This window comes from Bradyrhizobium canariense (assembly GCF_019402665.1).
GTDB lineage: Bacteria > Pseudomonadota > Alphaproteobacteria > Rhizobiales > Xanthobacteraceae > Bradyrhizobium > Bradyrhizobium canariense.
Genome location: NZ_VSST01000060.1, coordinates 21,354 through 43,661 on the forward strand (window position 1 = coordinate 21,354; position 22,308 = coordinate 43,661).

Sequence of the window (22,308 nt, forward strand, 5' to 3'; positions counted from 1 at the left end):
AATTCTAACGCAGTTCCTATCGCACTCCGAAATCGCCTGCGTTAGGGCGAGGCATCAAAAACGGTACCGGCGAAGCCGGCAGTGCGTGGGGCCTCGACGTGACCGACTTCCAACTTGTTTCGCGTTCTGACACGCGTCGTCGACAGATACAGATTCTCTTCCTCGGAGCGGCCAGCACATTTGCTCTCGTCATTCCCTTCGGTGCCGTGGAGGCGCAGACGCAGATCCCCGCCGTCACCGTCGAAGCTCCGGCTCAGCGCGCCCGGCCTGCGGCGGTCGCTTCATCGCGAAGGTCAGGCGCGACACGCACCGCGCGCGCCGATCGTCGCTCTCCCGCGCAGCAAGCCGCGCCAACCCAATCGGCATCCTCGAACGGCGTCACGGGTGAACGCGCCAACGGTCCGGTGCGCGGTTTCGTTGCGACGCGCAGCGGCACCGCGACCAAGACGGATACGCCGCTGATCGAAACCCCGCAGTCCGTCTCCGTCGTCACGACCGACCAGGTCAGGAATCAGGGCGCGGTCTCGATCGGTGAGGCGCTGCGCTACACCGCCGGCGTCAGCGGCGACGTCAATGGCGGCTCCGACACTCGCTTCGGCGCCCTCCAGATTCGCGGCTTCGACACCACCATGTCCGGCCTCTACGTCGACGGCTTGCGGATTCCCTCCAGCAATTACGTGCACTTCAACGGTCTCGATCCCTACGGCGCAGAGCGTCTCGAAGTCCTCAAGGGCCCGTCCTCGGCGATGTATGGCGGCAGCGGCACCGGCGGCATCCTCAACTACGTGACCAAGCTGCCGACGGCGCAGCAGTTCGGCGAAGTCTCGATCTCCGGCGGCAGCTTCAACCGCTACCAGGGCCAGTTCGACGTGGGCGGTCCCGCCAACAAGGACGGCACCGTGCTGTGGCGCCTGACCGGCGTGGTGCGCGACGGCGAGACCCAGGTCGACTTCACCAAGGACAACCGCGTCTTCATCGCGCCGGCCGTCACGTTCAAGCCGAACGAGGACACCACTATCACGATCCTCGCCAACTACCAGCGCGACCGGGCAGGGTGGGGCCTTCAGTTTTTGCCGGCCTCGGGCACGGTTTGGCCGAACAACGGCCGCACCATCCCGGTCTCGTTCTTCGCGGGCGTGCCGAGCTTCAACGCGTTCAACACCGAAATCGCGACCGCCGGCTACCAGCTCTCGCACAATTTCACCGACAACATCACGTTCCGGCAGAATTTGCGCTATGCCTATCAGCACAACGAGGAGAAGGTGTTTTCGGCGGAGCCTATACCGACGAGGCCGCGGGACAGCTCGCGCGTTTCGGCAGCTACAGCAACTCCTACATCAACTCCTTCGCGGTGGACAATCAGCTCCAGGGCAAGTTCACCACCGGCTTCCTCAGCCACACCACGCTGGTCGGAATCGACTACCGCAACACCAGCTTCCGCGACACCGCCTTTGGCGTCACGACATCCGCGCCCGAGATCAACGTCTTCAATCCGGTCTACAGCTACGACTGGACCATGGGCGCCATGAGCGACGATACCGGCGTCAAGCAGTCGCAAGTCGGCCTCTACGCCCAGGACCAGATCAAGCTCGGCCGGCTCTCGTTCCAGCTCAGTGGCCGCCAGGATTTCGTCACGACCCAGGTGGACAGCGGCGTCTTCAACACGTCAGTCGCGAAGGATGCATCGGCCTTCACCGGCCGCGCCGCATTGATGTACAATTTCGACAACGGCATCGCGCCTTATTTCAGCTATTCGGAATCGTTCCTGCCGGTGCTCGCCACCGGCCCGAGCGGACAGCTGCTCAATCCCGAGACCGGCGTGCAGTACGAGGTGGGCGTCAAGTATCAGCCGATCGGCTGGAACGCGCTGTTCACCTTCGCCGCCTTCGACCTGACGCGCGACAACGTCGTTACCTTTGCGCCTCCGCTCAACATTGCCGAACAGACCGGGCAAGTAAAATCGCGCGGCCTTGAGCTCGAAGGCACGATGTCGCTCGCCGACGGCTGGAACTTGCGCGCGGCCTATGCCTATGTCGATGCAATGGTCACGCAGGATCCGGTCAATGTCGGCAAGGCGCCGGTCACCGTGCCGCTCAACCGCGCCTCGCTGTGGAACGACTACACGCTTCAGACCGGGCCGCTCGCGGGCCTGCAGTTCGGCGGCGGCGTCCGCTATGTCGGCGCGACCTGGGGCGATGACGCCAACACGTTCAAGGTCGGATCCTCGACCGTGCTGGACGCGCTGCTCGCCTACACAAGGGACAATTGGCGGCTATCGCTGAACGTCACCAACCTCGCCGACACCCGCTATGTCGCCGCCTGCTACAGCCTGTCGGGCTGCTTCTACGCGGAGGGTCGCAAGGCCATCGGCAAGCTGACCTACCGCTGGTGAGTTGGAACGAGGGCGAACGATGAGAGCGATATTCGGCAGGCTGCATCGCTGGGCGGGACTGCTCACGGCCGGGTTCCTGTTCTTCTCCGGCATCACCGGGGCGATCATCTCCTGGGACCATGAGATCGACGAGGTCCTGAACAGCCATCTGTTCGACGTCAGCAGCAAGGGCCCGGCGATTCCCTCGATTGATCTCGCCAAGATGATCGAGCAGCGCGATCCCCGTGCGCGCGTCGTCTACCTGTTCATGACACCGGAGGAGGGCCACTCGCTGTGGTTCTTTGTCATGCCGCGGATCGATCCCGCGACCGGCAAGCGCTACGCGCTCGACTACAATCAGATCTTCCTCGATCCCAACACCGGCGTCGAGCTCGGCCGCCGCTACTGGGGCGCAGTGTGGCCGGTGACGCGCGAAAACTTCGTCTCGTTCCTCTACAAGCTGCACTACACCATGCACATCCCGGAATTCTGGGGCAGCGACCGCTGGGGTATGCGCCTGCTCGGGATCATCGCGATCATCTGGACCATCGACTGCTTCGTCGGCTTCTACCTGACGCTGCCCTCGCGGCGGCGCGCCAGGGCGGCGCGGGCGCCTCAGGTCACGCGCCAGCTCGAACGCGGCTTCTGGGCGCGCTGGGCGCCGGCATGGACCATCAAGCCGTCAGGCAGCGCCTACCGGATCAATTTCGACATCCACCGCGCTTTCAGCCTGTGGACCTGGGGCGTGCTGTTCATCATCGCCTTCACGGCGTTCTCGCTGAACCTCTATTTCGAGGTGTTCTCGCCGCTGATGAAGATGGTGTCGAACTACACGCCGACGCCCTATGAGCAGCGGCCGTATCGCGATCTCGACGATCCCATCGAGCCCAAGGTGACTTTCGCCGAGATCGCGGCGCGCGCTGCGGCCGACGGCAATGGGCGAGGGTGGACCGTCCCGGTCGGCTCTATCAATTACGGGCCGGCTCATGGCGTCTATGCCGCCGCCTTTTTCCATCCCGGCGACGATCACGGCGCCGGCGGGGTCGGCCCGGCGCAGCTCTATTACGACAGCGAGGACGGCCGTCCGATCGGCGAACGGCTGCCCTGGGTCGGCACCGCCGCCGACATCTTCGTGCAGGCGCAATTCCCGCTGCATTCGGGCCGCATCGTCGGGCTGTTCGGCCGCATCCTGATCTCGATCATGGGGCTGGTGGTGGCGGCACTCTCGGTCACCGGAATCGTGATCTGGTGGCGCAAGCGCCGCGCGCGTGTGCGCGTGCGGGAAACGGCTGCGATGCGGCTGAACCGGCAGCTCACACCGGCGGAGTAGGGCACCCGGCTTGCCGGATGAACCTTCCCGTCCGGCATCGGCACAAAGACAGGAGATCACCCCCAGCCTTTCGGACTTCGAATGAGATCGCTTGCCTTGCTCTGCCTGCTCGTCCTGGCGACGCCCGCTCATGCGGCGACGCCCGAGCAGCACTATCTCGACCTGCGCGATCGCTACATGGCGAAATTCTCGAAGGCTGCGGAAAACGACGAGACCACCAAGCAGCATGACGCGGCGCTCAAGGAGTTGACGGGCGTCCTGCGCGGCCTGGTGGGCCCAGTCGCGATCAAGGGACTGCCGGCCGACGGCAGGACGAACGCGGACACGCTCTTCAAGGGGGACTCCGGCTTCGGCCATCTCGACGGCCTCGGCTTCGCGTCCGAAGGCGACAAGATGCAGGCCGTCGTGACCACCACCGCGCTGCTCAAGCACTGGCTTCGCGAGCACCGCGAGGACGGCATGCCGCAGGAGATTGGCGCCGCGTTCAAGTCGGACCGCTTCTACTATCAGGCGATCCAGGACTCCGCCTTCGCCAAATATGCCGAGCTGCCGATCACGAAGCCCGCGGGCGCAAGCGCGGCGGTTGCTGTACTGGGCGTGCGCGGCAATGGCGATCTGAAGGGACCGCCGCATGAAATCGACGTCGTCGCGATCCAGGGCGACAAGGTCTTCTTTCTCGCCGTCAGCGACGCCGTGAAGACGGCCGAGATGCCGGCCTGCGAGAAAGTCTGGAAGCAGATGATGGCGAGGCCCATCGACAAGAAGGACCCGCGCGGCGACATCACCCGCGAAGACAATGCGATGACCGCGTACACGGCGTGCTTCGCCAAGGAAGCACCGAGCCAGGGCTGGTACGCGACGGCCGTGAAGAAGGCGCAGAGCCAGTTGGAGCTGCTGATGGCGCGGTAGCTGCGCAGCTTCAGGACACTCCGCACCTCATCCTGAGGAGCCCGCAACGCGGGCGTCTCGAAGGATGGCCACTGGCGAGAGCTGGGCCATTCATGGTTCGAGACGCGCGTTCCGCGCTCCTCACCATGAGGGTCTCAGATCAACGTGTGCTTCCACCCAAATTCCAGCCGCGGCCACCCTCGCCAAAAATCTCATATCCCGTCGCCGTCACTGCGACCGTGTCCTCGAGCTTGATGAACCCACGCTTCGGATGCTTCATCGTGGTCTCGATCGACACCACCATGCCTGTTTCGAGCGGCAGCCGGGCGTCGGTGTCGTCGTAGGGAACCGGACCCTTGGCGGTCAGGCGAGGGGCCTCGTGGCTAACGAGGCCCATGCCGTGGGCCAGAAACTCCGTGCAGTCGCGCTGGGTGATTTTCGCCAGCTGCCGCTCGGCCGCGACGTAGATGTCGCCGCCCATGGCGCCGGGCCGCACCGCGGCGAAGGCCGCGCGCTGGACCGCTTCGATCTCGGCCAGACAGTCCTTCAGCTCGGTATCGGGATCACCGAGCACGGCCATGCGCGCGAGGTCGCCGATATAGCCGTGATAATTACCGCCGGAATCGAGCGACAGCACGTCACCTTGCTCCCAGCGCTGCGCCGACGGCGCCCGGTTGTGGCTGTTGCCGCAGGCGAGCAGGCAGTATTCGAAGGTCAGCCCTCGATTGGCTTCGGCGATCCGCAGGGCGTCCGACAATTGCTGCTTGGTCGTGCCCGGCCCGTGCCCGGCGATCACCGCCAGCATCGAGGCGGTCACCAGTTCGGACGCCGTCTTGAGTTTTGCCAGCTCCTCCGCCGACTTGACCGCACGCAGCCGCTCCAGCACCAGCAGCGCGTCCTTGAGCTCGGCACCGGGCAGGGCGTCACTGAGCGCCCGGCCTGCATCCATCGGCAGGAACGCCATCTCGACCCCGACTCGCTTCAGGGGCACGCCGGCGCCGCGGATCAGGCTGACGGCCCGCGTGATCGCATCGACCGAGCCGTTGGACTCGGTCCGGACCTGCGCCACCCAGGGCGGCGCAACAGCGCGCTGATGGGTCTCCAGCCGGTGCCCGATATAGACCGCTTTCTCCGGCGCACCCTTGGGATAGACCAGGACCGGCAGATAGCGGCTGACGCCCAGCGCATCCATGTAGTCGAAGAAGATCGCGCGGTCGGCACCCAGCAGGTACTGCACATTGTGCTTGGAGGTCGCGACCAGAACGTCGAGGCCGGCGGCCTCCATCAGGCGGTCGAGCTTGGCGGCATCGAATGGAATGGCGCGCGAGCGGTCTGCGCGGGCGACGTTCTCCTGCATGACGAACCTCCCATGGTGGCGTGGGCATCAACCGCTGCCGCGGTTTGCCCGGGGCTTGTTTGGCACCAAGTGTGAGCCGAGAGCGGGGTTCTGGGTAGCTGCGGAATGATCTGGCCTGATCTGCACAGCCATATCTACGATTCGCATAAGGTATATTATGGAATATATTTATATATAATCAGATCAGTTGTTTAGCTAGAATTCCTCGCATCGGACCTTCGTTCCTCGTCTCTTCCAGGTCGGCCGTCGCACCTCGCCCCGACTTTCGACCGCTACTGTGCATGGGGTTGTTTTCGCGTTTTTGAATCCGGTCCATGCCTCCGAAAGCCGATATTGCCGTGACGATGTCCGGCTGCAATAAGCGAAGCTTCGTGAGATCGCAGATGACCTTCTGACCGTCCGTCCGTATAGGTTTGCATCTCAGAACAACAACAAACTTTCCGAGGAAGCAGACCCATGAGCTTTTCCCGCCGCACGCTTCTCAAGGCCTCCGCCGCGACCGCGGTCCTGGGCGGCCTCAGTGCGCCCCATGTGGCCCGCGCCCAGAGCGCCGAGTTCACCTACAAATACGCCAACAACCTGCCGGACACCCATCCGCTGAACGTGCGCGCCAAGGAGATGGCGGCGGCGATCAAGGCCGAGACCAGTGGCAAGTTCGACCTCCAGATCTTTCCGAACAACCAGCTCGGGTCCGACACCGACATGCTGAGCCAGATCCGGTCCGGCGGCGTCGAGTTCTTCACGCTGTCGGGGCTGATCCTGTCGACCCTGGTGCCGGCGGCGTCCATCAACGGCATCGGCTTCGCGTTCCCGGACTACGGCACGGTCTGGAAGGCCATGGACGGCGATCTCGGCGCCTTTGTCCGCGGCGAGATCAAGAAGGCCGGGCTCGAGGTCATGGACAAGATCTGGGACAACGGCTTCCGCCAGACCACGTCGTCGAGCAAGCCGATCACCGGTCCGGACGATCTCAAGGGCTTCAAGATCCGCGTGCCGGTGTCGCCGTTGTGGACCTCGATGTTCAAGGCGTTCGATGCGGCGCCCGCCTCGATCAATTTCGCCGAGGTCTATTCCGCGCTGCAGACCAGGATCGTCGAGGGCCAGGAGAACCCGCTGGCGATCATCTCGACCGCCAAGCTCTACGAAGTCCAGAAATACTGCTCGCTCACCAACCACATGTGGGACGGCTTCTGGTTCCTGGCCAATCGCAAGGCCTGGAGCGCGCTGCCGGAGGATATTCGCACGGTCGTCGCCAAGAACATCAATGCGGCCGCGGTCAAGGAGCGTGAGGACACCGCCAAGCTCAATGCCAATCTGCAGCAGGAGCTCGCGGGCAAGGGCCTGACCTTCAACCTGCCCGCCGTTGCGCCGTTCCGCGACAAGCTGCGGTCCGCCGGCTTCTATGCCGAGTGGAAAGGCAAATATGGCGATCAGGCCTGGGACCTGCTGGAAAAGGCCGTCGGCAAGCTGTCGTAACGCGTTGGAGCCGTCATGGCTCATGTTGAGGTCGAAGGGAGCGGAGTGGCGGGCGAGGCGACTGTTCGGTCCCCTCGCCGACCTTCGTTGCTGGCCTCGACGGAGCGCGCACTCGGCCTCCTCGTCGAAATCCCTGCGGCCATTTTGGTGGTCGCCGAGATCGCGATCCTGTTTGCCGGCGTGGTCGCGCGCTACGGCCTGGACCGGCCGCTGATCTGGTCGGACGAGCTCGCCTCGATCCTGTTCCTGTGGCTCGCCATGCTGGGCGCGGCGGTCGCGTTCCGCCGCTCCGAGCACATGCGCATGACTGCGGTCGTCGGCAGCGCCAAGCCGGCCACGCGGGCCTGGCTCGATCTGGTCGCGACCTGCGCGGCGCTGGCCTTCCTGGCGCTGATCGTCTGGCCGTCCTGGGACTACGCCTACGAGGAAAGCTTCATCACCACGCCGGCGCTGCAGATCTCCAATATGTGGCGCGCCGCGGCGCTGCCGGCCGGCATCTGCCTGATGGCGGTGTTCGCGCTGTTGCGGCTGCTGCGCGCAGCCGACTACCGCATGGTGCTGACGGCCGTGGTGTCCGTTGCCATCGTCGTCGGCTTGTTCTGGCTGGCGCAGCCTTATCTGCGACCGCTCGGCAACCTCAACCTCGTCATCTTCTTCGTCGGCGTCGCCGGCTTCTGCGTCTTTGCCGGCGTTCCCATCGCGTTCGGCTTCGGCCTCGCCATCTTCGGCTATCTGGCACTGACCACGCGCACGCCGGTCATGGTGCTGGTCGGGCGGATGGACGAGGGCATGAGCCACCTCATTTTGCTCTCGGTGCCGCTGTTCGTATTCCTGGGGCTCCTGATTGAAATGACCGGCATGGCACGGGCCATGGTGGCGTTCCTAGCGAGCCTGCTCGGCCATGTCCGCGGCGGACTGCATTACGTCCTGGTCGGCGCGATGTACCTGGTCTCCGGCATCTCCGGCGCCAAGGCGGCCGACATGGCCGCGGTCGCGCCCGTGCTGTTCCCGGAGATGAAACAGCGCGGCGCCAAGCCCGGCGATCTCGTCGCGCTTCTGGCGGCGACCGGCGCGCAGACCGAGACCATTCCGCCGAGCCTCGTGCTGATCACGATCGGTTCGGTCACCGGCGTCTCGATCGCCGCTTTGTTCACCGGCGGCCTCTTGCCCGGCGTGGTGCTCGCGATCACGCTGTGCATGCTGGTGTGGTGGCGCTACCGCCACGAGGACATGAGCCATGTCCGCCGCGCCACAGGCGGCGAGATCGGCAAGACCTTCGTCATCGCCCTGCCCGCGCTCGCGCTGCCCTTCGTGATCCGCTACGCCGTGGTCGAAGGCATCGCGACCGCCACCGAAGTCTCCACCATCGGCATCGTCTATGGCGCCCTGGTCGGCCTGCTCGTCTACCGCCGCTTCGACTGGCGGCGGCTGTTTCCGATGCTGGTCGAGACCGCTGCGCTGTCGGGCGCGATCCTGCTGATCATCGGCACGGCCACCGGCATGGCCTGGGGCCTGACGCAATCAGGCTTCTCGCGCTCGCTGGCGTCCGCCATGACCGGATTGCCGGGCGGCGCGGCGACCTTCATCGCCGTCTCGATCCTGGCCTTCACCATCCTCGGCAGTGTGCTGGAGGGCATCCCCGCGATCGTGCTGTTCGGGCCGCTGTTGTTTCCGATTGCGCGTGCGGTCGGCGTGCACGAGGTGCACTATGCCATGGTGATCATTCTCGCCATGGGTATCGGGCTATTCGCCCCGCCCTTTGGGGTTGGCTATTATGCCGCCTGCGCCATTGGACGCGTCGATCCGGCCGAAGGCATCAGGCCGATCTGGGGCTATCTGCTGGCGCTACTGGTAGGATTGATCGTCGTCGCCGTGTTTCCGTGGATCTCCATCGGATTCCTGTAGGCCGGCGCGTGAGGGAGGTGTCGATGAGTGAGCGGCAGAACCAGTACAATATCGGCCTCGACAAGACGCCCGCCAACTACGTGCCGCTGAGCCCGTTGAGCTTCCTCGCACGCAGCGCCGCGGTCTATCCCGATCATGTCAGCACGGTCTACGAGGGGCGCAGCTTCACCTGGCGCGAGACGCATGAGCGCTGCAAGCGCTTTGCTTCGTATCTTGCCGGCAAGGGCATCGGCGTCGGCGACACCGTCGCGGCGATGCTGCCGAACATTCCGGCGATGAACGAGGTGCATTTCGCCGTCCCCATGACGGGTGCCGTGCTCAACGCGCTGAACATTCGGCTCGATGCGCCTTCGATTGCATTTCAGCTCGACCATGGCGGCGCAAAGATCATTCTGGTCGACCCCGAGTTTTCCGGCGTCATCACCGATGCGCTGTCACAGATGAGTGGCCCAAAACCGTTCGTGATCGACGTCGACGACGCTGCCTTCAAGGGCGGCGGGCGCATCGGCGAGATCGAGTATGAGGCCGCGCTCGCGCAAGGCGATCCTGACTTCGCGGCGATCCTGCCGGGCGACGAATGGGACGCGATCGCACTGAGCTATACCTCGGGCACCACGGGCAATCCCAAGGGCGTCGTCACCCATCATCGCGGCGCCTATCTGAATGCCGTCAGCAATATTCTCGCAGGCCAACTCGGCCAGCATCCGGTCTATCTCTGGACGCTACCGATGTTCCACTGCAACGGCTGGTGCTTCCCCTGGACCATTGCGGCGGCTGCCGGCATCAATGTCTGCCTGCGCAAGGTCGAGCCGACGAAGATCTTCGAGCTGATCAAGCAGCACGGCGTCACCCACATGTGCGGCGCGCCGATCGTCTACAACACCCTGATCAACGCGCCCGATGCCCCGAAGGGCGGCGCCGCCCGCCACGTCGTCGGCCTGATCGCCGGTGCCGCGCCGCCGGTCGCGGTGCTCGAGGGCGCCGAGAGCATCGGCATCAAGCTGACGCACGTCTATGGCCTGACCGAGGTCTACGGCCCCGCCTCCGTCTGCGCCGAGCAGCCTGGCTGGGATGATCTGCCCGCAGCCGAGCGCGCCAGCCTGAAGCGACGGCAGGGCGTGCCCTACCCGCTCGAGGAAGCCGTCACCGTCATCGATCCCCAGACCATGAGGCAAGTGCCGCGCGACGGCGAGACCATCGGCGAGGTCATGTTCCGCGGCAACATCGTGATGAAGGGTTATCTCAAGAACGACAAGGCGACGAAGGAAGCCTTCGAAGGCGGCTGGTTTCACACCGGCGATCTTGGCGTGCTCGATGCGCATGGTTACGTCATCATCAAGGATCGCTCCAAGGACATCATCATCTCCGGCGGCGAGAACATTTCCTCCGTCGAGGTCGAGGACATCCTCTACAAGCATCCCGCCGTGCTGTTCGCCGCCGTGGTCGCAAAGCCCGATCCGAAATGGGGCGAAGTGCCTTGCGCCTTCGTCGAGCTGAAGGACGGCGCGAGCGCGAGCGAAGCCGACATCATCGCCTTCTGCCGCTCGCATATGAGCGGCTTCAAGACGCCGAAGGCCGTGGTGTTCGGACCGATCCCGAAAACGTCAACGGGAAAGATCCAGAAATTCCTGCTGCGCAACGAAGCGGGATCGGCGAAGGCGATCTCGGCCTGAGCCGATTCCATGAGTCTGGCAACGCATTGAGAGGTCCCTGCCGTCCTAATTGCTTGATAAAGCTGGACAGGCAAGGCAACGTCCAGCCGGAATCGCCGACATCAATCCGGCGACCGATCCCGCTCAGCCTTCGCCGGTGAAGGCAAAGCTCCCTATCGAGGCTTTATGGCAGCCATCCCCGCCGACAAGTTGAAGCTCTTTCGCATCCGCCGCGCGCCAAAAGGCGGTCGCAAGGCAGCGCCGGGCCCGAACATCGAGGGAAAAATCCTCGATGCGGCAGAGTTCGTCTTTGGGCATTTCGGCTTTCGCGGAGCGACGACGGCCCTGATCGCTAAAAAAGCATCGATCGCGAAACCCCACATTTACTATTATTTCGAAGACAAGGAGGATCTGTATCGCGCGGTGCTGGAACGTGCGATGAACATGTGGGCACGAGACATGGACAGTCTCGACATGACGTCCGATGTCGAGACCATCCTCGTGCGCTACATCAGCAGGAAGATCGATTTCTCGCGAGATCACCCGCATCTGTCGCGCATCTATGCCAACGAAATCATCAGCGGCGCTCAATTCATCGGCAGCTTCATTGAAAAAGTCTCGACCCCGTTGCTGCTCGACAAGGTCAAGACGCTCGACCAATGGACCGCCAGCGGGGCGATTCGGCCGATCAGCGCCGTCGATCTTTTCTTCTGCATCTGGGCGATGACCCAGGCCTATGCCGATTATTCCAGCCAGATGATCATCATGAAAGGTAAGCGACAGCTCGAAGAGGCCGACTACACCGCGGCCAAGGCGACGATCGTCCAGCTGGTTCTCGGCGGACTTGGTCTTTCGGGCCCTGCCGAGGCTGGCGCCTAGCCCTTTGTTCGGCCGTTCGTTTTTCGCCAGCGGCCCTGTTTCCCCCTCTCCGCCATTACGCTCACGTGCGGGACATCCTAGCCAGAACGGAACTGGATTTCCGGTTGCAGCGAGGCGTTTTTGCGCCGGTAGCCGGCGCCAGATCCGAAATTCGTGTTTGTAAAAATATTTTATCGATCGTAAAATGATTTTATCGATCGTTATAAAATGGCATGTCGCTTGCTTCGACCCGATCTTCCGCAAAGTGCGAGCACCCATAGCAGGGACTGCGGCTTCCAACGCCGTTGCCCTGCGCCAGCAAATCCGAGGTAGAGGACATGTCATCCAACAGCGGCGACGTTCCCACGCTGATCATCACCGGCGCCCATCCAAAGCTTTACAATCACGACCTTGCTCCAACCGCGCCTGAGGGCCGAACCTGGGGTGTCTTCAGCCTGTTTGCGATGTGGATGTCGGACGTCCATTCCGTGGGCGGCTACACATTCGCGGCGAGCCTGTTCTTTCTCGGCCTGACAGGCTGGCAGGTGCTGATCTCGATGCTGGTGGGTATCACGGCGGTCTACTTCCTGATGAACCTGATCGGACGGCCCTCGCTACGCTACGGCATTCCGTTCCCGGTCGTGGCCCGCATCTCGTTCGGGGTGATGGGCGCCAATCTCGCCGCCATGGTGCGGGGCGTCGTCGGCATTGTCTGGTACGGCGTGCAGACCTACTTCGCCTCGAAGGCGGTGCAAGTCCTGATCGTCACTCTGATGCCGTCGGCCGCCGATCTCACGCACAACAGCATCGCCGGCCTGTCGACGCTCGCATGGTTCAGCTTCCTTTTCATGTGGCTGTTCCAACTTCTCATCTTCCTCAGCGGGATGGAGCGCATCCGCCGCTTCATCGATTTCTGCGGACCCGTGGTCTACGTCGTCATGTTCGCGTTGGCGACCTGGATGTTATGGCAGGCCGGTTTCTCAAGCCTGTCCCTTCAACTCAGCCCGCCGGCCGCCACAACCGCGGCGACGATTGGCGTGATGGCGAATGCCGCGATGCTGATCGTGGCCTACTTCTCGGCGCTCCTGCTCAATTTCGGCGACTTCGCCCGGTTCGGCAAGGATGAGCGAGCCATGAAAACCGGCAATCTGCTCGGGCTTCCCGTCAATTTCCTGGTCTTCTCGATCATCACAGTGATCGTGACGGCCGGTACGCTGAAGGTGTTTGGCGAGGCGATCATGGATCCAGTGCTGATCGTGGAGAAGATCGGCAATCCGTTCGTCGTCGTTATCGGATCGATCACGTTCATCGTCGCGACGATGGGCATCAACATCGTCGCGAATTTCGTTTCGCCGGCTTACGACATCTCCAACCTGAATCCCCAGCGCATCAATTTCAGGCTGGGAGGCCTCATCACGTCGATCCTGTCGGTACTCGTCTGCCCCTGGCTGTTCGTGGCCAGCCCGTCGGCCATCACGCTGTTCGTCAGCATCTTCGGCTCTGCGCTCGGGCCCATGTTCGGCATCATGATCGCCGACTACTATCTCGTGAAAAAGGAAATCGTCGTGCTGGAGGACCTCTATACAATGTCACCAGCCGGTGAATTCCATTACGACGGCGGCTGGAACTACAAGGCGCTGATTGCACTTGCGGTGTCCGGCACTCTGTCGATCGGACTCTCGCTGGCAGGCGCCTATGGACTGATCTTCAACGTCGGCGACTGGGGTTGGCTCATCGGGGCCACTGCCGGCGGACTGATCTACCGAGCCCTCTCGAAGGAGCAAAGGCCGGTTTCCGTCATTGTCGGGGCGGGCGAATGACGTTCGAAGTTGCGGATCCATCGCCATGTGGGCGGCGGCCCCGCAATACTCTTGGCATGCGCGTTCGGTCGAACGCGCATGCTAGCCAGATACGACGTCGCGATGATCGGTGGCGATATCGTTACCTGCTGCGAGCCCCTTCGCCGGTCTGGACTGGATGCAAGTCTGCAACCGCTTCCTCCAGGATGGTAGCAATCTCCAACAGCGAGATCACCAAGCGCGGCGTGCGCCTCAGCCTGTCGTCGATCGCGGCGGCGAACAGATCGTTCCGCTTCCGGCTACTGAGCAACCGCCATCGTCCAAAGGCGATCTTGTGGACGTTGCCGGAAACAAATCCGACCGAGGCCCATAGTTGCTCGGATTCCAGCAGGAGCTCGCCTGCCATCCGATCCATCACGGTGACGATCGCGAGCAGATCATCGGTCACGGTCGCCAGACCGACCGCGCGGCTACCCGGATTATCGTCATGTGAACTCCACTCGCTTGCGGTCTTCGATATTGGCCTGGCTTGCAATCCAGCGAGTTTGTCCACAAGCGCGGCGAACCGAGAACGGGCCGCGCGGACGACATCTTCCAGGAAAGACAGATTGGTCTGCGCCGACCCCGACATGGCGTGCGGTTTGATCGTCTTAAAATACATCAATGCTCCCCGGAGGCAACCAACGTGAAAGTTGAACAGTTGCCTAGATCTAAGGTCATCCGACCCGAGGTGCTTGAACGTCCTGAGCCACGATTGATCGAAACCGGCCTGCAAGGAAATCAGGCAAGGGCATCAAAACCGAACGCAGAGTGGGTCGGTCGCGTTCGGCCGCGCATTGGAGACACATCATGAGCGATGATGGCCTCTACGGCGACCGGCTAGCGAAGCTATTTCCAATGATCAGCGAGCCGAGCTCGGGCCTCGTCAAGTCGCTACAAAAGGGAACATTCGCCGCGGTGCGAATGGCATATTCCGGACCGGTCGGCGATCCGACGCTGCCATCGCCTCCGGACGAGGCCTTCGCACTTTGCCTTCGGCTGCAGTATCAGAGAGCCGAGTCGTGGCTGGATGGTCGATCCGCACCCAAGGGCGCGTTGAAGGACGAGACGAGTATCTACGATCTGCGATGTGAAACGGTCGTTCACTTCCGCGATCCCTTTGACTTTCTCTACCTGTATCTGCCGCACGGCACGCTAAATGAATTGGCGAACCAGCTTGATCTTGGCCGCGTTGAATATGACGTTGGCGCGGGCGCGAACTTCATGGATCCAGTCATGGCTCATCTGGGTGCTTGCCTTCTGCCGGCGCTCGAAAGTCCGCATGAGGCCAACGAGCTTTTCGTGGGCCACGTCGCGATGGCGCTCAACACGCATTTTCTCAAGACCTATGCCGTCGGCCAACCTCGCAATCGCTCTCACCGCAGCGGATTGGCGCCATGGCAACTTCGGACCGCGAAGGCACTCCTTCGCGCAAATCTCGATGGCGAGATCGCGTTGGCCCGAATTGCCGCTGAGTGTGGCGTGTCAGCCGCCCACTTCGCCCGAGCATTCAGAGTCAGCACGGGAACACCGCCGCATCGATGGTTGATGAATCAGCGTATCGAGCAAAGCAAGAGCCTGCTGGCAAGCTCGCCGCTATCGCTCACGGAAATCGCCATCAAATGCGGCTTCGCGGATCAGAGCCATTTTACCAGAGCGTTCTCAGCAGCAACGGGTGCCACGCCAGGACGCTGGCGACTGGTCCGCAAAGCTTAATCCCGGATGACCATGTCCAGGAACGCAGCGGCCGTGTCGCCGGTGCGAGGTTTTCGGCTCCGCTCCCCGGAGCGCTCCCACCAGCAAGGCCGTGCTGCGTTACGCCTGGTGATCTTGCCTGGTAGACAATTGCCGCTGATACGGGAGAGACCTTCCGCTCGCGTCGCGAAAGCGAACGGAAGATATTCCTGCCCTCACATCTTCTTGTAGGCGTCAACCAAAGCCTGGCCGTCGGCTCCCGCCTTCTTGAGCCAGTCGGCGGTGAGCTGTTCGCCGATCTTCTGGAAGCCGGCCTTCAGGGCCGGGCTCGGCGGCTCGACCGTCATGCCCTTAGCCTTGAGCTGATCGATGTACCAGGTGCTCTTGTCCTGCCAAGCCTTCCAGCCGCGGGTTTCCGCGGTCGCGGCGGCCTTGAGGATGGCCTCCTGGGTCGGCTTGTCGAGCGCCTCGAACGCAGCCTTGTTGACGAAGGTGTAGTCCTTCGGGATCCAGGCTTGCACGTCATAGAAGTACTTCAGCGACTCCCATGCCTTCGCATCGTAGCCTGTGCCGCCTGACGACATGAAGGAGTTCACGACGCCGGTCGCAAGTGCCTGCGGCAGCTCGGCGGCCTGAATGGTGACGGACTGCGCACCGACCAGTTCGCCGATGCGCGCAGTTCCAACGTTATAAGCCCGCCATTTCAGGCCCTTCATGTCTTCGATGGTCGCAAGCGGCTTGCTGACATAGACGCCCTGCGGCGCCCACGGCACGACAAACAGGAGCTTGAGCCCCTGCGCCTCCAGCTTCTTCGTAATCAGCGGCTTCGACGCCTGGTACAGCTTCATGGCGTCCGGGAAGCTGGTCGCCAGAAACGGCACGACGTCGACCCCGAATACCGGATCCTCGTTCTCGTGGATCGACAGCAAGACTTCGCCCATCTGCGCCTGCCCGGTCATCACCGCGCGCTTGATGTCGGGCGCCTTGAACAGTGAGGCGCCCGGATGGACCGTGATCTGGAGCTTGCCGGACGTGGCGGCTTCGACGTCCTTGGCGAAGGCAACGAGGTTCTCGGAGTGCGGATTGTCGGCCGGATACGCCGCCGGCAGATTCCATTTGGTCTGAGCCAAAGCGGGTGTCGCGGCCAGCACGGCGCCGGCGATCAGGGATGCGCGGAATAAACGAGACATCATCGGGCTTCTCCTCACAGTCAATTCAAACGGTACGCTCAGTCTGGGAAAGCGAGCTTGGGCAAGAACATCACGATCTGCGGATATTCCGTGATGATGAACACGGCCGCGAGCAGCAGCACGAAGAACGGGAACGCCGCCCGCGCGACGGTCAAGGTATCACGCCCACTCATGTTCTGGAGCACGAACAGATTGAAACCGACCGGCGGCGTGATCTGCGCCATCTCGACGTGGATGATGAGATAGACGCCGAACCAGACCAGGTCGAGACCGGCCTGCTTGACCATCGGCAGCACGATCACGGCGGTCAGGACGATCATCGAGATGCCGTCGATCAGGCATCCCAGGATGATGTACATGATGCTCAGATACAGCGCGAGCATGCCCGGCGTGAGCTGCTGGCCCTGGACCCAGGTGGCGAGAGCCGCCGGAATGCCCGTATAGGCCATCGCTGCGGTCGTGTAGGCAGCGCCCGCCAGGATCAGCATGATCATGCAGGTCAGGCGCGTCGCGCTCATGATGCTCTCGAGGAAGTTCTTGCGCGTGAGCGTGCGGCTCCACCACGCCAGCAGCAGCGCGCCCGAAACGCCCCAGGCGGCGCATTCGGTCGCCGTCGCAAAGCCGAGCACGAGCGAGAGGAAGACCGCCAGGATCAGCAACAGGCAGGGCGCAAGCCTGGCCGACTCGCGCAGCTTCTGGCGAAACGGCATCGGGGGATCGCGCGGCGGAATCTTCTTCGGGTTCAGCAGCGACCAGATGATGATGTAGCCGGAATAGAGCACCATCACGAGCACGCCGGGCAGAAAGCCGCCGAGGAACACCTGAAGCACGGAGACATTCGCCGTGACCGCATAGACCACCATCGGGATCGACGGAGGGATCAGCAGGCCGAGCGTGCCGGAGCCAGCGAGCGAGCCGAGACTGAGGCCCTTGTCGTAACCGCGCTTGTCCAGTTCGGGCAGCGCGATCTTGCCGATGGTTGCACAGGTCGCCGCCGATGAGCCCGACACCGCCGCGAAGATGCCGCAGCCGATCACGTTGACATGGGTCAGACGCCCCGGCAGCCACTGCACCCAGGGCGACAGGCCTCGAAACATCTCCTCGGATAATTTAGTGCGGAAGAGGATATCGCCCATCCAGATGAACAGCGGCAGCGCGGCGAGCGTCCATGACGAGCTTGCGCTCCATGTCGTGGTCGCAAGCACCGAGCCGAGCGGCAGGCTCGTGGTCAGCGCCATCGCTACGAAGCCGACGAGGCCGAGCGAGACCGCGATCCAGATGCCGCTTCCCAGCAGCACGATCATGACGCCGAGCAGAATGAACGACAGTTCGATCATGCCGAGATTGGCCATCGTCAACCTCCGCCGCCCTGTGAGATGCGTTCGATGAATTCGTCCGGGGTCTCGTCCGGCGAGCCCTTCTCGTAGCTCGGCCGGTTGCCGCTGACGACACTGACCATTTCATCAATGAGCGCGATCGACAGGATCACGAGTCCGCCGGAAAACCCGAGCTGCGGAATCCAGAGCGGAAGCGCGACGACGCCCTGCGCCACGTCGTTGAAGCGCCAGGAATCGTAGGTCATCTGCACGGCATGCCGGGTGAAATAGAGGATGAAAGCAGCGGCAATGCCGAGGGCCACGACCTCCGCAACCTGTTTGGAGCGCCCATGCAAACGCTCCAGCAGCAGGCCGACCCGGATCATCTCGCCGCGCTTGAAGGTGTGAGCGAGGCCGAGGAATGCCATCGCGGCCATGCACCAGGAGGCGAAATCATCGCCGGCGGGAATGTTGACCGCAAACTGGCGCCCGATCGACATGATCATCATGATTGCAAAGATCGCAACCATGAAGGCGCCGGCGGCGTAGCCCGCACCGAGATAAAGGAGATCCAGCGCGCGTCGCACCGGTCCCCGGCTCGTGACATCGTCCCCTGCCAACGCGATCCCCATCCTCACACGAGGCGATTCAGACGGTCCCGGCGATCGCACGTCGCGCGCCGGTCCTGCATGAATATCGCCCCTGCCCAGCGCCCTGTCTTTCAGACGTTAGATCAACATGATGGGGCCAGCGCAAGCAAGGAGTATGCCGGCTCTCGCCGGAATTTCCACCGCAGGTTCAGCGGGTCTCGAGCCGCAGCCCGTCATACGCGGGCACCACTCCCGCCGGCAGCGACTGCCGGATCACCTCATAATCGACGTCGGCCGTCATGTTGGTGATGACGGCGCGCTTCGGCTTGAAGCGCTCGATCCAGGACAACGCGTCGTTGATGCTGAAATGGCTGACATGGCTGGTGTAGCGCAGGCCATCGACGATCCAGAGATCCAGATTTTCCAGGGCGCCCCAGCTCTCGCGCGGGATGTCGTTGAGGTCGGGTGTGTAGGCGGCATCGCCGATGCGATAGCCCAGCGCAGGAATGTTGCCATGCTGCACCAGGAAGGCGGTCATCGTCACCGGGCCGCCCTTCCCCTGGATGGTCTGGCTTTCACCAGCCTCGATCGACTGCGCCGTCAGGATCGGCGGGTAATCGCTGCCCGCCGGCGAGACGAAGCAATAGGAGAACCGCGACATGATGTCGTTCGCAGTCGTCTGGTTGAGATACGTCGGAATCCGCCGGCGCATGTGCATCACCACCGAACGCAGATCGTCCATGCCATGGGTCTGATCGGCGTGCTCGTGGGTCAGGAACACTGCATCGATGTGGTCGACATTGGTCGAGAGCAATTGCTCGCGCAGGTCCGGCGAGGTGTCGATCACGATACGCGTGGTGCCCTCGTCCGATGTCTGCTCGACCAGCAGCGAACAGCGGCGACGGCGGTTCTTGGGATTGTTGGGATCGCAGGCACCCCAGCCGAGTGCCGGGCGCGGCACGCCGGCGGAGGAGCCGCAGCCCAGGATCGTCAGCGTCAGCGTCATGCGGCTCCCAGTTCTAAGCTTTCACCCTGGAGAACAGGCGAAAGAAGTTTTCGCTTGTCTGGCGCGAGATCTCGTCAAACGACACGCCGCGTGTTTCGGCGAGCACTTTTGCGACCTCGACCACGTAGGCCGGTTCGTTGCGCTTGCCCCGGAACTTGCCCGGCGCAAGATAGGGCGAATCCGTTTCAACCAGAATACGGTCGGACGGGAGTTCGGCCGCAAGCGCGCGCAAGGCCTCGGACTTCTTGAAGGTCAGGATGCCCGTGAAGCCGATATAGAGCCCGAGCGAGACCGCCTTCAGCGCCAGCTCGCGCCCGCCGGTGTAACAATGCAACACCGCGCGAAACGATCCCTTTGCCGTCTCCTCTTCCAGGATACGGCCGCAATCCTCATCCGCCTCGCGGGTGTGGATCACCAGCGGCAAGCCGGTGGCGCGGGCGGCGGCGATGTGGGCACGAAAGCCCCTCGCCTGCGCCTCCGGCGAGCCGTTGTCGTAGAAATAGTCGAGCCCGGCTTCGCCGAGCGCGACGACCTTGGGGTGCTGCGTCAGTGCGATCAGCTCGTCCGGCGCGATGCCGTCTTCCTCGTCCGCGTTGTGCGGATGGGTGCCGACCGAGCAATAGACGTCGTCGTAGCGCTCGGCGATGGCCAGAAGCTGGTTCAGCTTTCTCACCCGCGTCGAAATGGTGACCATGCGGCCGATACCAGCCGCTCGCGCCCGCGACACGATCCCGTCGAGATCCTCCGCAAAGTCCGGAAAATCCAAATGGCAGTGGCTGTCGACCAACATGGTGCGAACGCCCTCAGGCTGCCGGCTCGATGTAGCGCGGGAAGGCCGGCGTCGGCGCGGGCAGCGTCGTACCTGGCGCGATGCGCGTTGCGCCGCCGAGCGCAGCGAAGTTGCGCTCCCCTTCGGGGATCCCGAGGCTGTTCAGCAGCAATCCCGAGGCCGTCGGCATCGCCGGCTGGGCCAGGATCGCGATCTGGCGCACGACTTCGGCGGTGACATAGAGCACCGTCCTCTGCCTGACAGGATCGGTCTTGGCGAGCGCCCACGGCGCTTCGCCCGCGAAATAGCGGTTGGCTTCGGCGACCACAGCCCATACGGCATTGAGCCAGTGATGGATTTGCTGCGTCGCCATCGCTTCGCGAGACGCCGCGAGCATGCCGTCAGCTTGTGACAGGATCGCCTTGTCGTTGTCGCTGAACTCGCCGGGCTCCGGGAGCACGCCGCCGAGCTGCTTGGCGATCATCGACAGCGAGCGCTGCGCGAGGTTGCCGAGATCGTTGGCGAGATCGGCATTGATGCGCGCGACGATGGCCTCGTGATTGTAGTTGCCGTCCTGGCCGAACGGGACCTCGCGCAGAAAGAAATAGCGCATCTGGTCGACGCCGTACTGGTCGGCGAGGTTGAAGGGATCAACCACGTTGCCGACCGACTTCGACATCTTCTCGCCCCTGCTGAACAGGAAACCATGGGCATAGACCCGCTTCGGAAGCGGGATCCCGGCCGACAGCAGGAAAGCCGGCCAGTACACCGCATGGAAGCGGATGATGTCCTTGCCGATGATGTGCACGTCGGCAGGCCAATAACGCCAGTTCTTGTCGCTCTCGTCGGGGAAACCGACGCCAGTGATGTAGTTGGTGAGCGCGTCGACCCAGACATACATCACGTGCTCTTCGTCGCCGGGCACCTTGACGCCCCAGTCGAACGTCGTGCGCGAGATCGACAGATCGCGCAGGCCGCCCTTGACGAAGCTCACCACCTCGTTCTTGCGGGAGTCGGGGCCGATGAAATTGGGCTGCGTCTCGTACAGCTTGAGCAGCCTGTCCTGATAGGCCGACAGGCGGAAGAAGTAGCTCTTCTCCTCGACCCATTCGACCGGGGTGCCCTGCGGCCCGAGCCGCACGCCGTCGTCGTTCAGGCGCGTCTCGTCCTCCGCGTAATAGGCTTCGTCGCGCACGGAATACCAGCCGGCATAGATGTCGGCATAGATATCCCCGTTCGCTTCCATGCGCCGCCATATCTCCTGGCTGGAGCGATGATGCTGTTCCTCGGTGGTGCGGATGAAACGGTCGAACGACACGTCGAGGCGCTCGTCCATCTGCTTGAAGCGGCCGGCATTGCGGGCTGCTAGCTCCGAGACGGACATTTTTTCGCTGGCCGCGGTCTGAACCATCTTCTGGCCGTGCTCGTCGGTGCCGGTCAGGAAGAACACGTCCTTGCCGTCGAGCCGCGCGAACCGCGCCAACGTATCGGTCGCGATCGCCTCGTAGGCGTGGCCGATATGTGGGCTGCCATTGGGATAGGCGATGGCGGTCGTGATGTAGAAGACGTTGTCGCGCGCGGGGACGGCCATGGGCGTGTTGGCCTGCGGCGCTGCGATGGACTTCGGCGCGCGCGGAGCCTTGGGCTTCGAGACATTGGGCTTCGGCGGCGCGGCGACAGGAGCTGGTGTGGCGGTCACGGCAGGCGTAGCCACCTTTGCCGTCTTGGCTATCTTCTTCGCCGAAGCCTCTTTTTTTGCCGAGGCCTTGGCTAGCTTTTTGGTCGCTGTCTTCACCGGCTTCTTTGCAACGACCTGCTTCTTCGCCGTCTTCGCGGCGCTCTTCCTCCCGCTTTTCTTGGCGGCTGTCTTTTTGGTCTTCGTGGCTTTCTTGACCTTTTTGGCAGCTTTGGGTGTGCGCGCCTTCACGGCCTTCTTCGCGGCTTTCTTGACGGCCTTCGTGGCAGCCTTCTTCTTGCTGCTCTTGCCCTTGGCGGTTTTCTTAGCTCGCGCTGCCACGACGAATTCCTTTACCGGCTTCTCGAAATTTGGAAACGAACCTGCGTTAG

The 22,308-nt window shown here is 63.1% G+C and carries 16 protein-coding genes and 1 pseudogene; 9 read left to right on the plus strand and 8 right to left on the minus strand.

Annotated features, from left to right (window positions below; translation table 11 throughout):
- Positions 1-404 precede the first annotated feature (404 nt).
- The 3 genes and pseudogenes from FXB41_RS29630 to FXB41_RS29640 all read left to right on the plus strand — a co-directional run bounded on the left by FXB41_RS29630 (position 405) and on the right by FXB41_RS29640 (position 4,610).
- Positions 405-2,392 (plus strand): annotated as a pseudogene (locus FXB41_RS29630) (TonB-dependent siderophore receptor).
- Between the two features lie 19 nt (positions 2,393-2,411).
- On the plus strand, positions 2,412-3,701 hold the full coding sequence (gene fsrB, locus FXB41_RS29635; RefSeq protein WP_219684293.1) for a siderophore utilization protein FsrB: 1,290 nt from the start codon (positions 2,412-2,414) through the stop codon (positions 3,699-3,701).
- 81 nt (positions 3,702-3,782) lie between these two features.
- Positions 3,783-4,610, plus strand: a complete 828-nt coding sequence (locus FXB41_RS29640) for a hypothetical protein (protein ID WP_219684295.1) — start codon at positions 3,783-3,785, stop codon at positions 4,608-4,610.
- A gap of 139 nt (positions 4,611-4,749) precedes the next feature.
- Here the strand turns inward: FXB41_RS29640 and FXB41_RS29645 are convergent, their stop codons facing one another.
- Positions 4,750-5,946, minus strand: coding sequence for a M24 family metallopeptidase (locus FXB41_RS29645; RefSeq protein ID WP_219684297.1), 1,197 nt, complete (start codon positions 5,944-5,946; stop codon positions 4,750-4,752).
- Positions 5,947-6,402: 456 nt separating this feature from the next.
- Here FXB41_RS29645 and FXB41_RS29650 point away from each other — a divergent pair, with 456 nt between their 5' ends.
- From FXB41_RS29650 to FXB41_RS29670, 5 genes are all read left to right on the plus strand, one after another.
- Positions 6,403-7,422 carry a TRAP transporter substrate-binding protein gene (locus FXB41_RS29650; RefSeq protein WP_219684298.1) on the plus strand — a complete coding sequence of 340 codons (1,020 nt, stop codon included), beginning with the start codon at positions 6,403-6,405 and terminating at the stop codon, positions 7,420-7,422.
- Positions 7,423-7,437: 15 nt separating this feature from the next.
- A complete protein-coding gene (locus FXB41_RS29655; protein WP_219684300.1) occupies positions 7,438-9,327 on the plus strand; it encodes a TRAP transporter large permease in 1,890 nt (629 codons plus the stop codon).
- A 23-nt stretch (positions 9,328-9,350) separates the two neighbouring features.
- On the plus strand, positions 9,351-11,000 hold the full coding sequence (locus FXB41_RS29660; RefSeq protein ID WP_219684302.1) for an acyl-CoA synthetase: 1,650 nt from the start codon (positions 9,351-9,353) through the stop codon (positions 10,998-11,000).
- A 165-nt stretch (positions 11,001-11,165) separates the two neighbouring features.
- The gene (locus FXB41_RS29665) at positions 11,166-11,858 is read left to right on the plus strand and encodes a TetR/AcrR family transcriptional regulator (RefSeq protein ID WP_219684304.1); all 693 of its coding nucleotides are present in this window, start codon (positions 11,166-11,168) and stop codon (positions 11,856-11,858) included.
- Between the two features lie 317 nt (positions 11,859-12,175).
- On the plus strand, positions 12,176-13,657 hold the full coding sequence (locus tag FXB41_RS29670) for an NCS1 family nucleobase:cation symporter-1 (protein ID WP_219684306.1): 1,482 nt from the start codon (positions 12,176-12,178) through the stop codon (positions 13,655-13,657).
- Positions 13,658-13,778: 121 nt separating this feature from the next.
- On the opposite strand, the gene FXB41_RS29675 is transcribed toward FXB41_RS29670, so the two are convergent.
- Positions 13,779-14,411 carry a hypothetical protein gene (locus tag FXB41_RS29675; RefSeq protein WP_219684307.1) on the minus strand — a complete coding sequence of 211 codons (633 nt, stop codon included), beginning with the start codon at positions 14,409-14,411 and terminating at the stop codon, positions 13,779-13,781.
- A 74-nt stretch (positions 14,412-14,485) separates the two neighbouring features.
- On the opposite strand from FXB41_RS29675, the gene FXB41_RS29680 reads away from it, so the two are divergent.
- Positions 14,486-15,391, plus strand: coding sequence for a helix-turn-helix domain-containing protein (locus FXB41_RS29680; RefSeq protein ID WP_007591094.1), 906 nt, complete (start codon positions 14,486-14,488; stop codon positions 15,389-15,391).
- 194 nt (positions 15,392-15,585) lie between these two features.
- Here the strand turns inward: FXB41_RS29680 and FXB41_RS29685 are convergent, their stop codons facing one another.
- From FXB41_RS29685 to metG, 6 genes are all read right to left on the minus strand, one after another.
- Entirely contained in the window at positions 15,586-16,563 is a 978-nt protein-coding gene (locus FXB41_RS29685) for a TRAP transporter substrate-binding protein (protein ID WP_007591093.1), read from the minus strand.
- Positions 16,564-16,598: 35 nt separating this feature from the next.
- On the minus strand, positions 16,599-17,912 hold the full coding sequence (locus FXB41_RS29690) for a TRAP transporter large permease (RefSeq protein ID WP_219684309.1): 1,314 nt from the start codon (positions 17,910-17,912) through the stop codon (positions 16,599-16,601).
- A gap of 2 nt (positions 17,913-17,914) precedes the next feature.
- On the minus strand, positions 17,915-18,508 hold the full coding sequence (locus FXB41_RS29695) for a TRAP transporter small permease (protein WP_007591089.1): 594 nt from the start codon (positions 18,506-18,508) through the stop codon (positions 17,915-17,917).
- Positions 18,509-18,674: 166 nt separating this feature from the next.
- Entirely contained in the window at positions 18,675-19,472 is a 798-nt protein-coding gene (locus FXB41_RS29700) for an MBL fold metallo-hydrolase (RefSeq protein WP_007591086.1), read from the minus strand.
- Between the two features lie 13 nt (positions 19,473-19,485).
- Entirely contained in the window at positions 19,486-20,262 is a 777-nt protein-coding gene (locus FXB41_RS29705) for a TatD family hydrolase (protein WP_219684310.1), read from the minus strand.
- Between the two features lie 13 nt (positions 20,263-20,275).
- A complete protein-coding gene (gene metG, locus FXB41_RS29710; protein WP_219684311.1) occupies positions 20,276-22,258 on the minus strand; it encodes a methionine--tRNA ligase in 1,983 nt (660 codons plus the stop codon).
- Between the last annotated feature and the right edge of the window lie 50 nt (positions 22,259-22,308).

What these genes read in the sequence shown, in the direction of transcription:
- FXB41_RS29700 (WP_007591086.1), bottom strand. Translation starts at nt 19,472, where the DNA reads ATGACGCTGACGCTGACGATCCTGGGCTGCGGCTCCTCCGCCGGCGTG.
- FXB41_RS29640 (WP_219684295.1), top strand. Translation starts at nt 3,783, where the DNA reads ATGAGATCGCTTGCCTTGCTCTGCCTGCTCGTCCTGGCGACGCCCGCT.
- FXB41_RS29705 (WP_219684310.1), bottom strand. Translation starts at nt 20,262, where the DNA reads ATGTTGGTCGACAGCCACTGCCATTTGGATTTTCCGGACTTTGCGGAG.
- FXB41_RS29695 (WP_007591089.1), bottom strand. Translation starts at nt 18,508, where the DNA reads ATGGGGATCGCGTTGGCAGGGGACGATGTCACGAGCCGGGGACCGGTG.
- FXB41_RS29685 (WP_007591093.1), bottom strand. Translation starts at nt 16,563, where the DNA reads ATGATGTCTCGTTTATTCCGCGCATCCCTGATCGCCGGCGCCGTGCTG.
- FXB41_RS29655 (WP_219684300.1), top strand. Translation starts at nt 7,438, where the DNA reads ATGGCTCATGTTGAGGTCGAAGGGAGCGGAGTGGCGGGCGAGGCGACT.
- FXB41_RS29690 (WP_219684309.1), bottom strand. Translation starts at nt 17,912, where the DNA reads ATGGCCAATCTCGGCATGATCGAACTGTCGTTCATTCTGCTCGGCGTC.
- FXB41_RS29650 (WP_219684298.1), top strand. Translation starts at nt 6,403, where the DNA reads ATGAGCTTTTCCCGCCGCACGCTTCTCAAGGCCTCCGCCGCGACCGCG.
- FXB41_RS29680 (WP_007591094.1), top strand. Translation starts at nt 14,486, where the DNA reads ATGAGCGATGATGGCCTCTACGGCGACCGGCTAGCGAAGCTATTTCCA.
- FXB41_RS29670 (WP_219684306.1), top strand. Translation starts at nt 12,176, where the DNA reads ATGTCATCCAACAGCGGCGACGTTCCCACGCTGATCATCACCGGCGCC.
- FXB41_RS29665 (WP_219684304.1), top strand. Translation starts at nt 11,166, where the DNA reads ATGGCAGCCATCCCCGCCGACAAGTTGAAGCTCTTTCGCATCCGCCGC.
- FXB41_RS29645 (WP_219684297.1), bottom strand. Translation starts at nt 5,946, where the DNA reads ATGCAGGAGAACGTCGCCCGCGCAGACCGCTCGCGCGCCATTCCATTC.
- FXB41_RS29660 (WP_219684302.1), top strand. Translation starts at nt 9,351, where the DNA reads ATGAGTGAGCGGCAGAACCAGTACAATATCGGCCTCGACAAGACGCCC.
- fsrB (WP_219684293.1), top strand. Translation starts at nt 2,412, where the DNA reads ATGAGAGCGATATTCGGCAGGCTGCATCGCTGGGCGGGACTGCTCACG.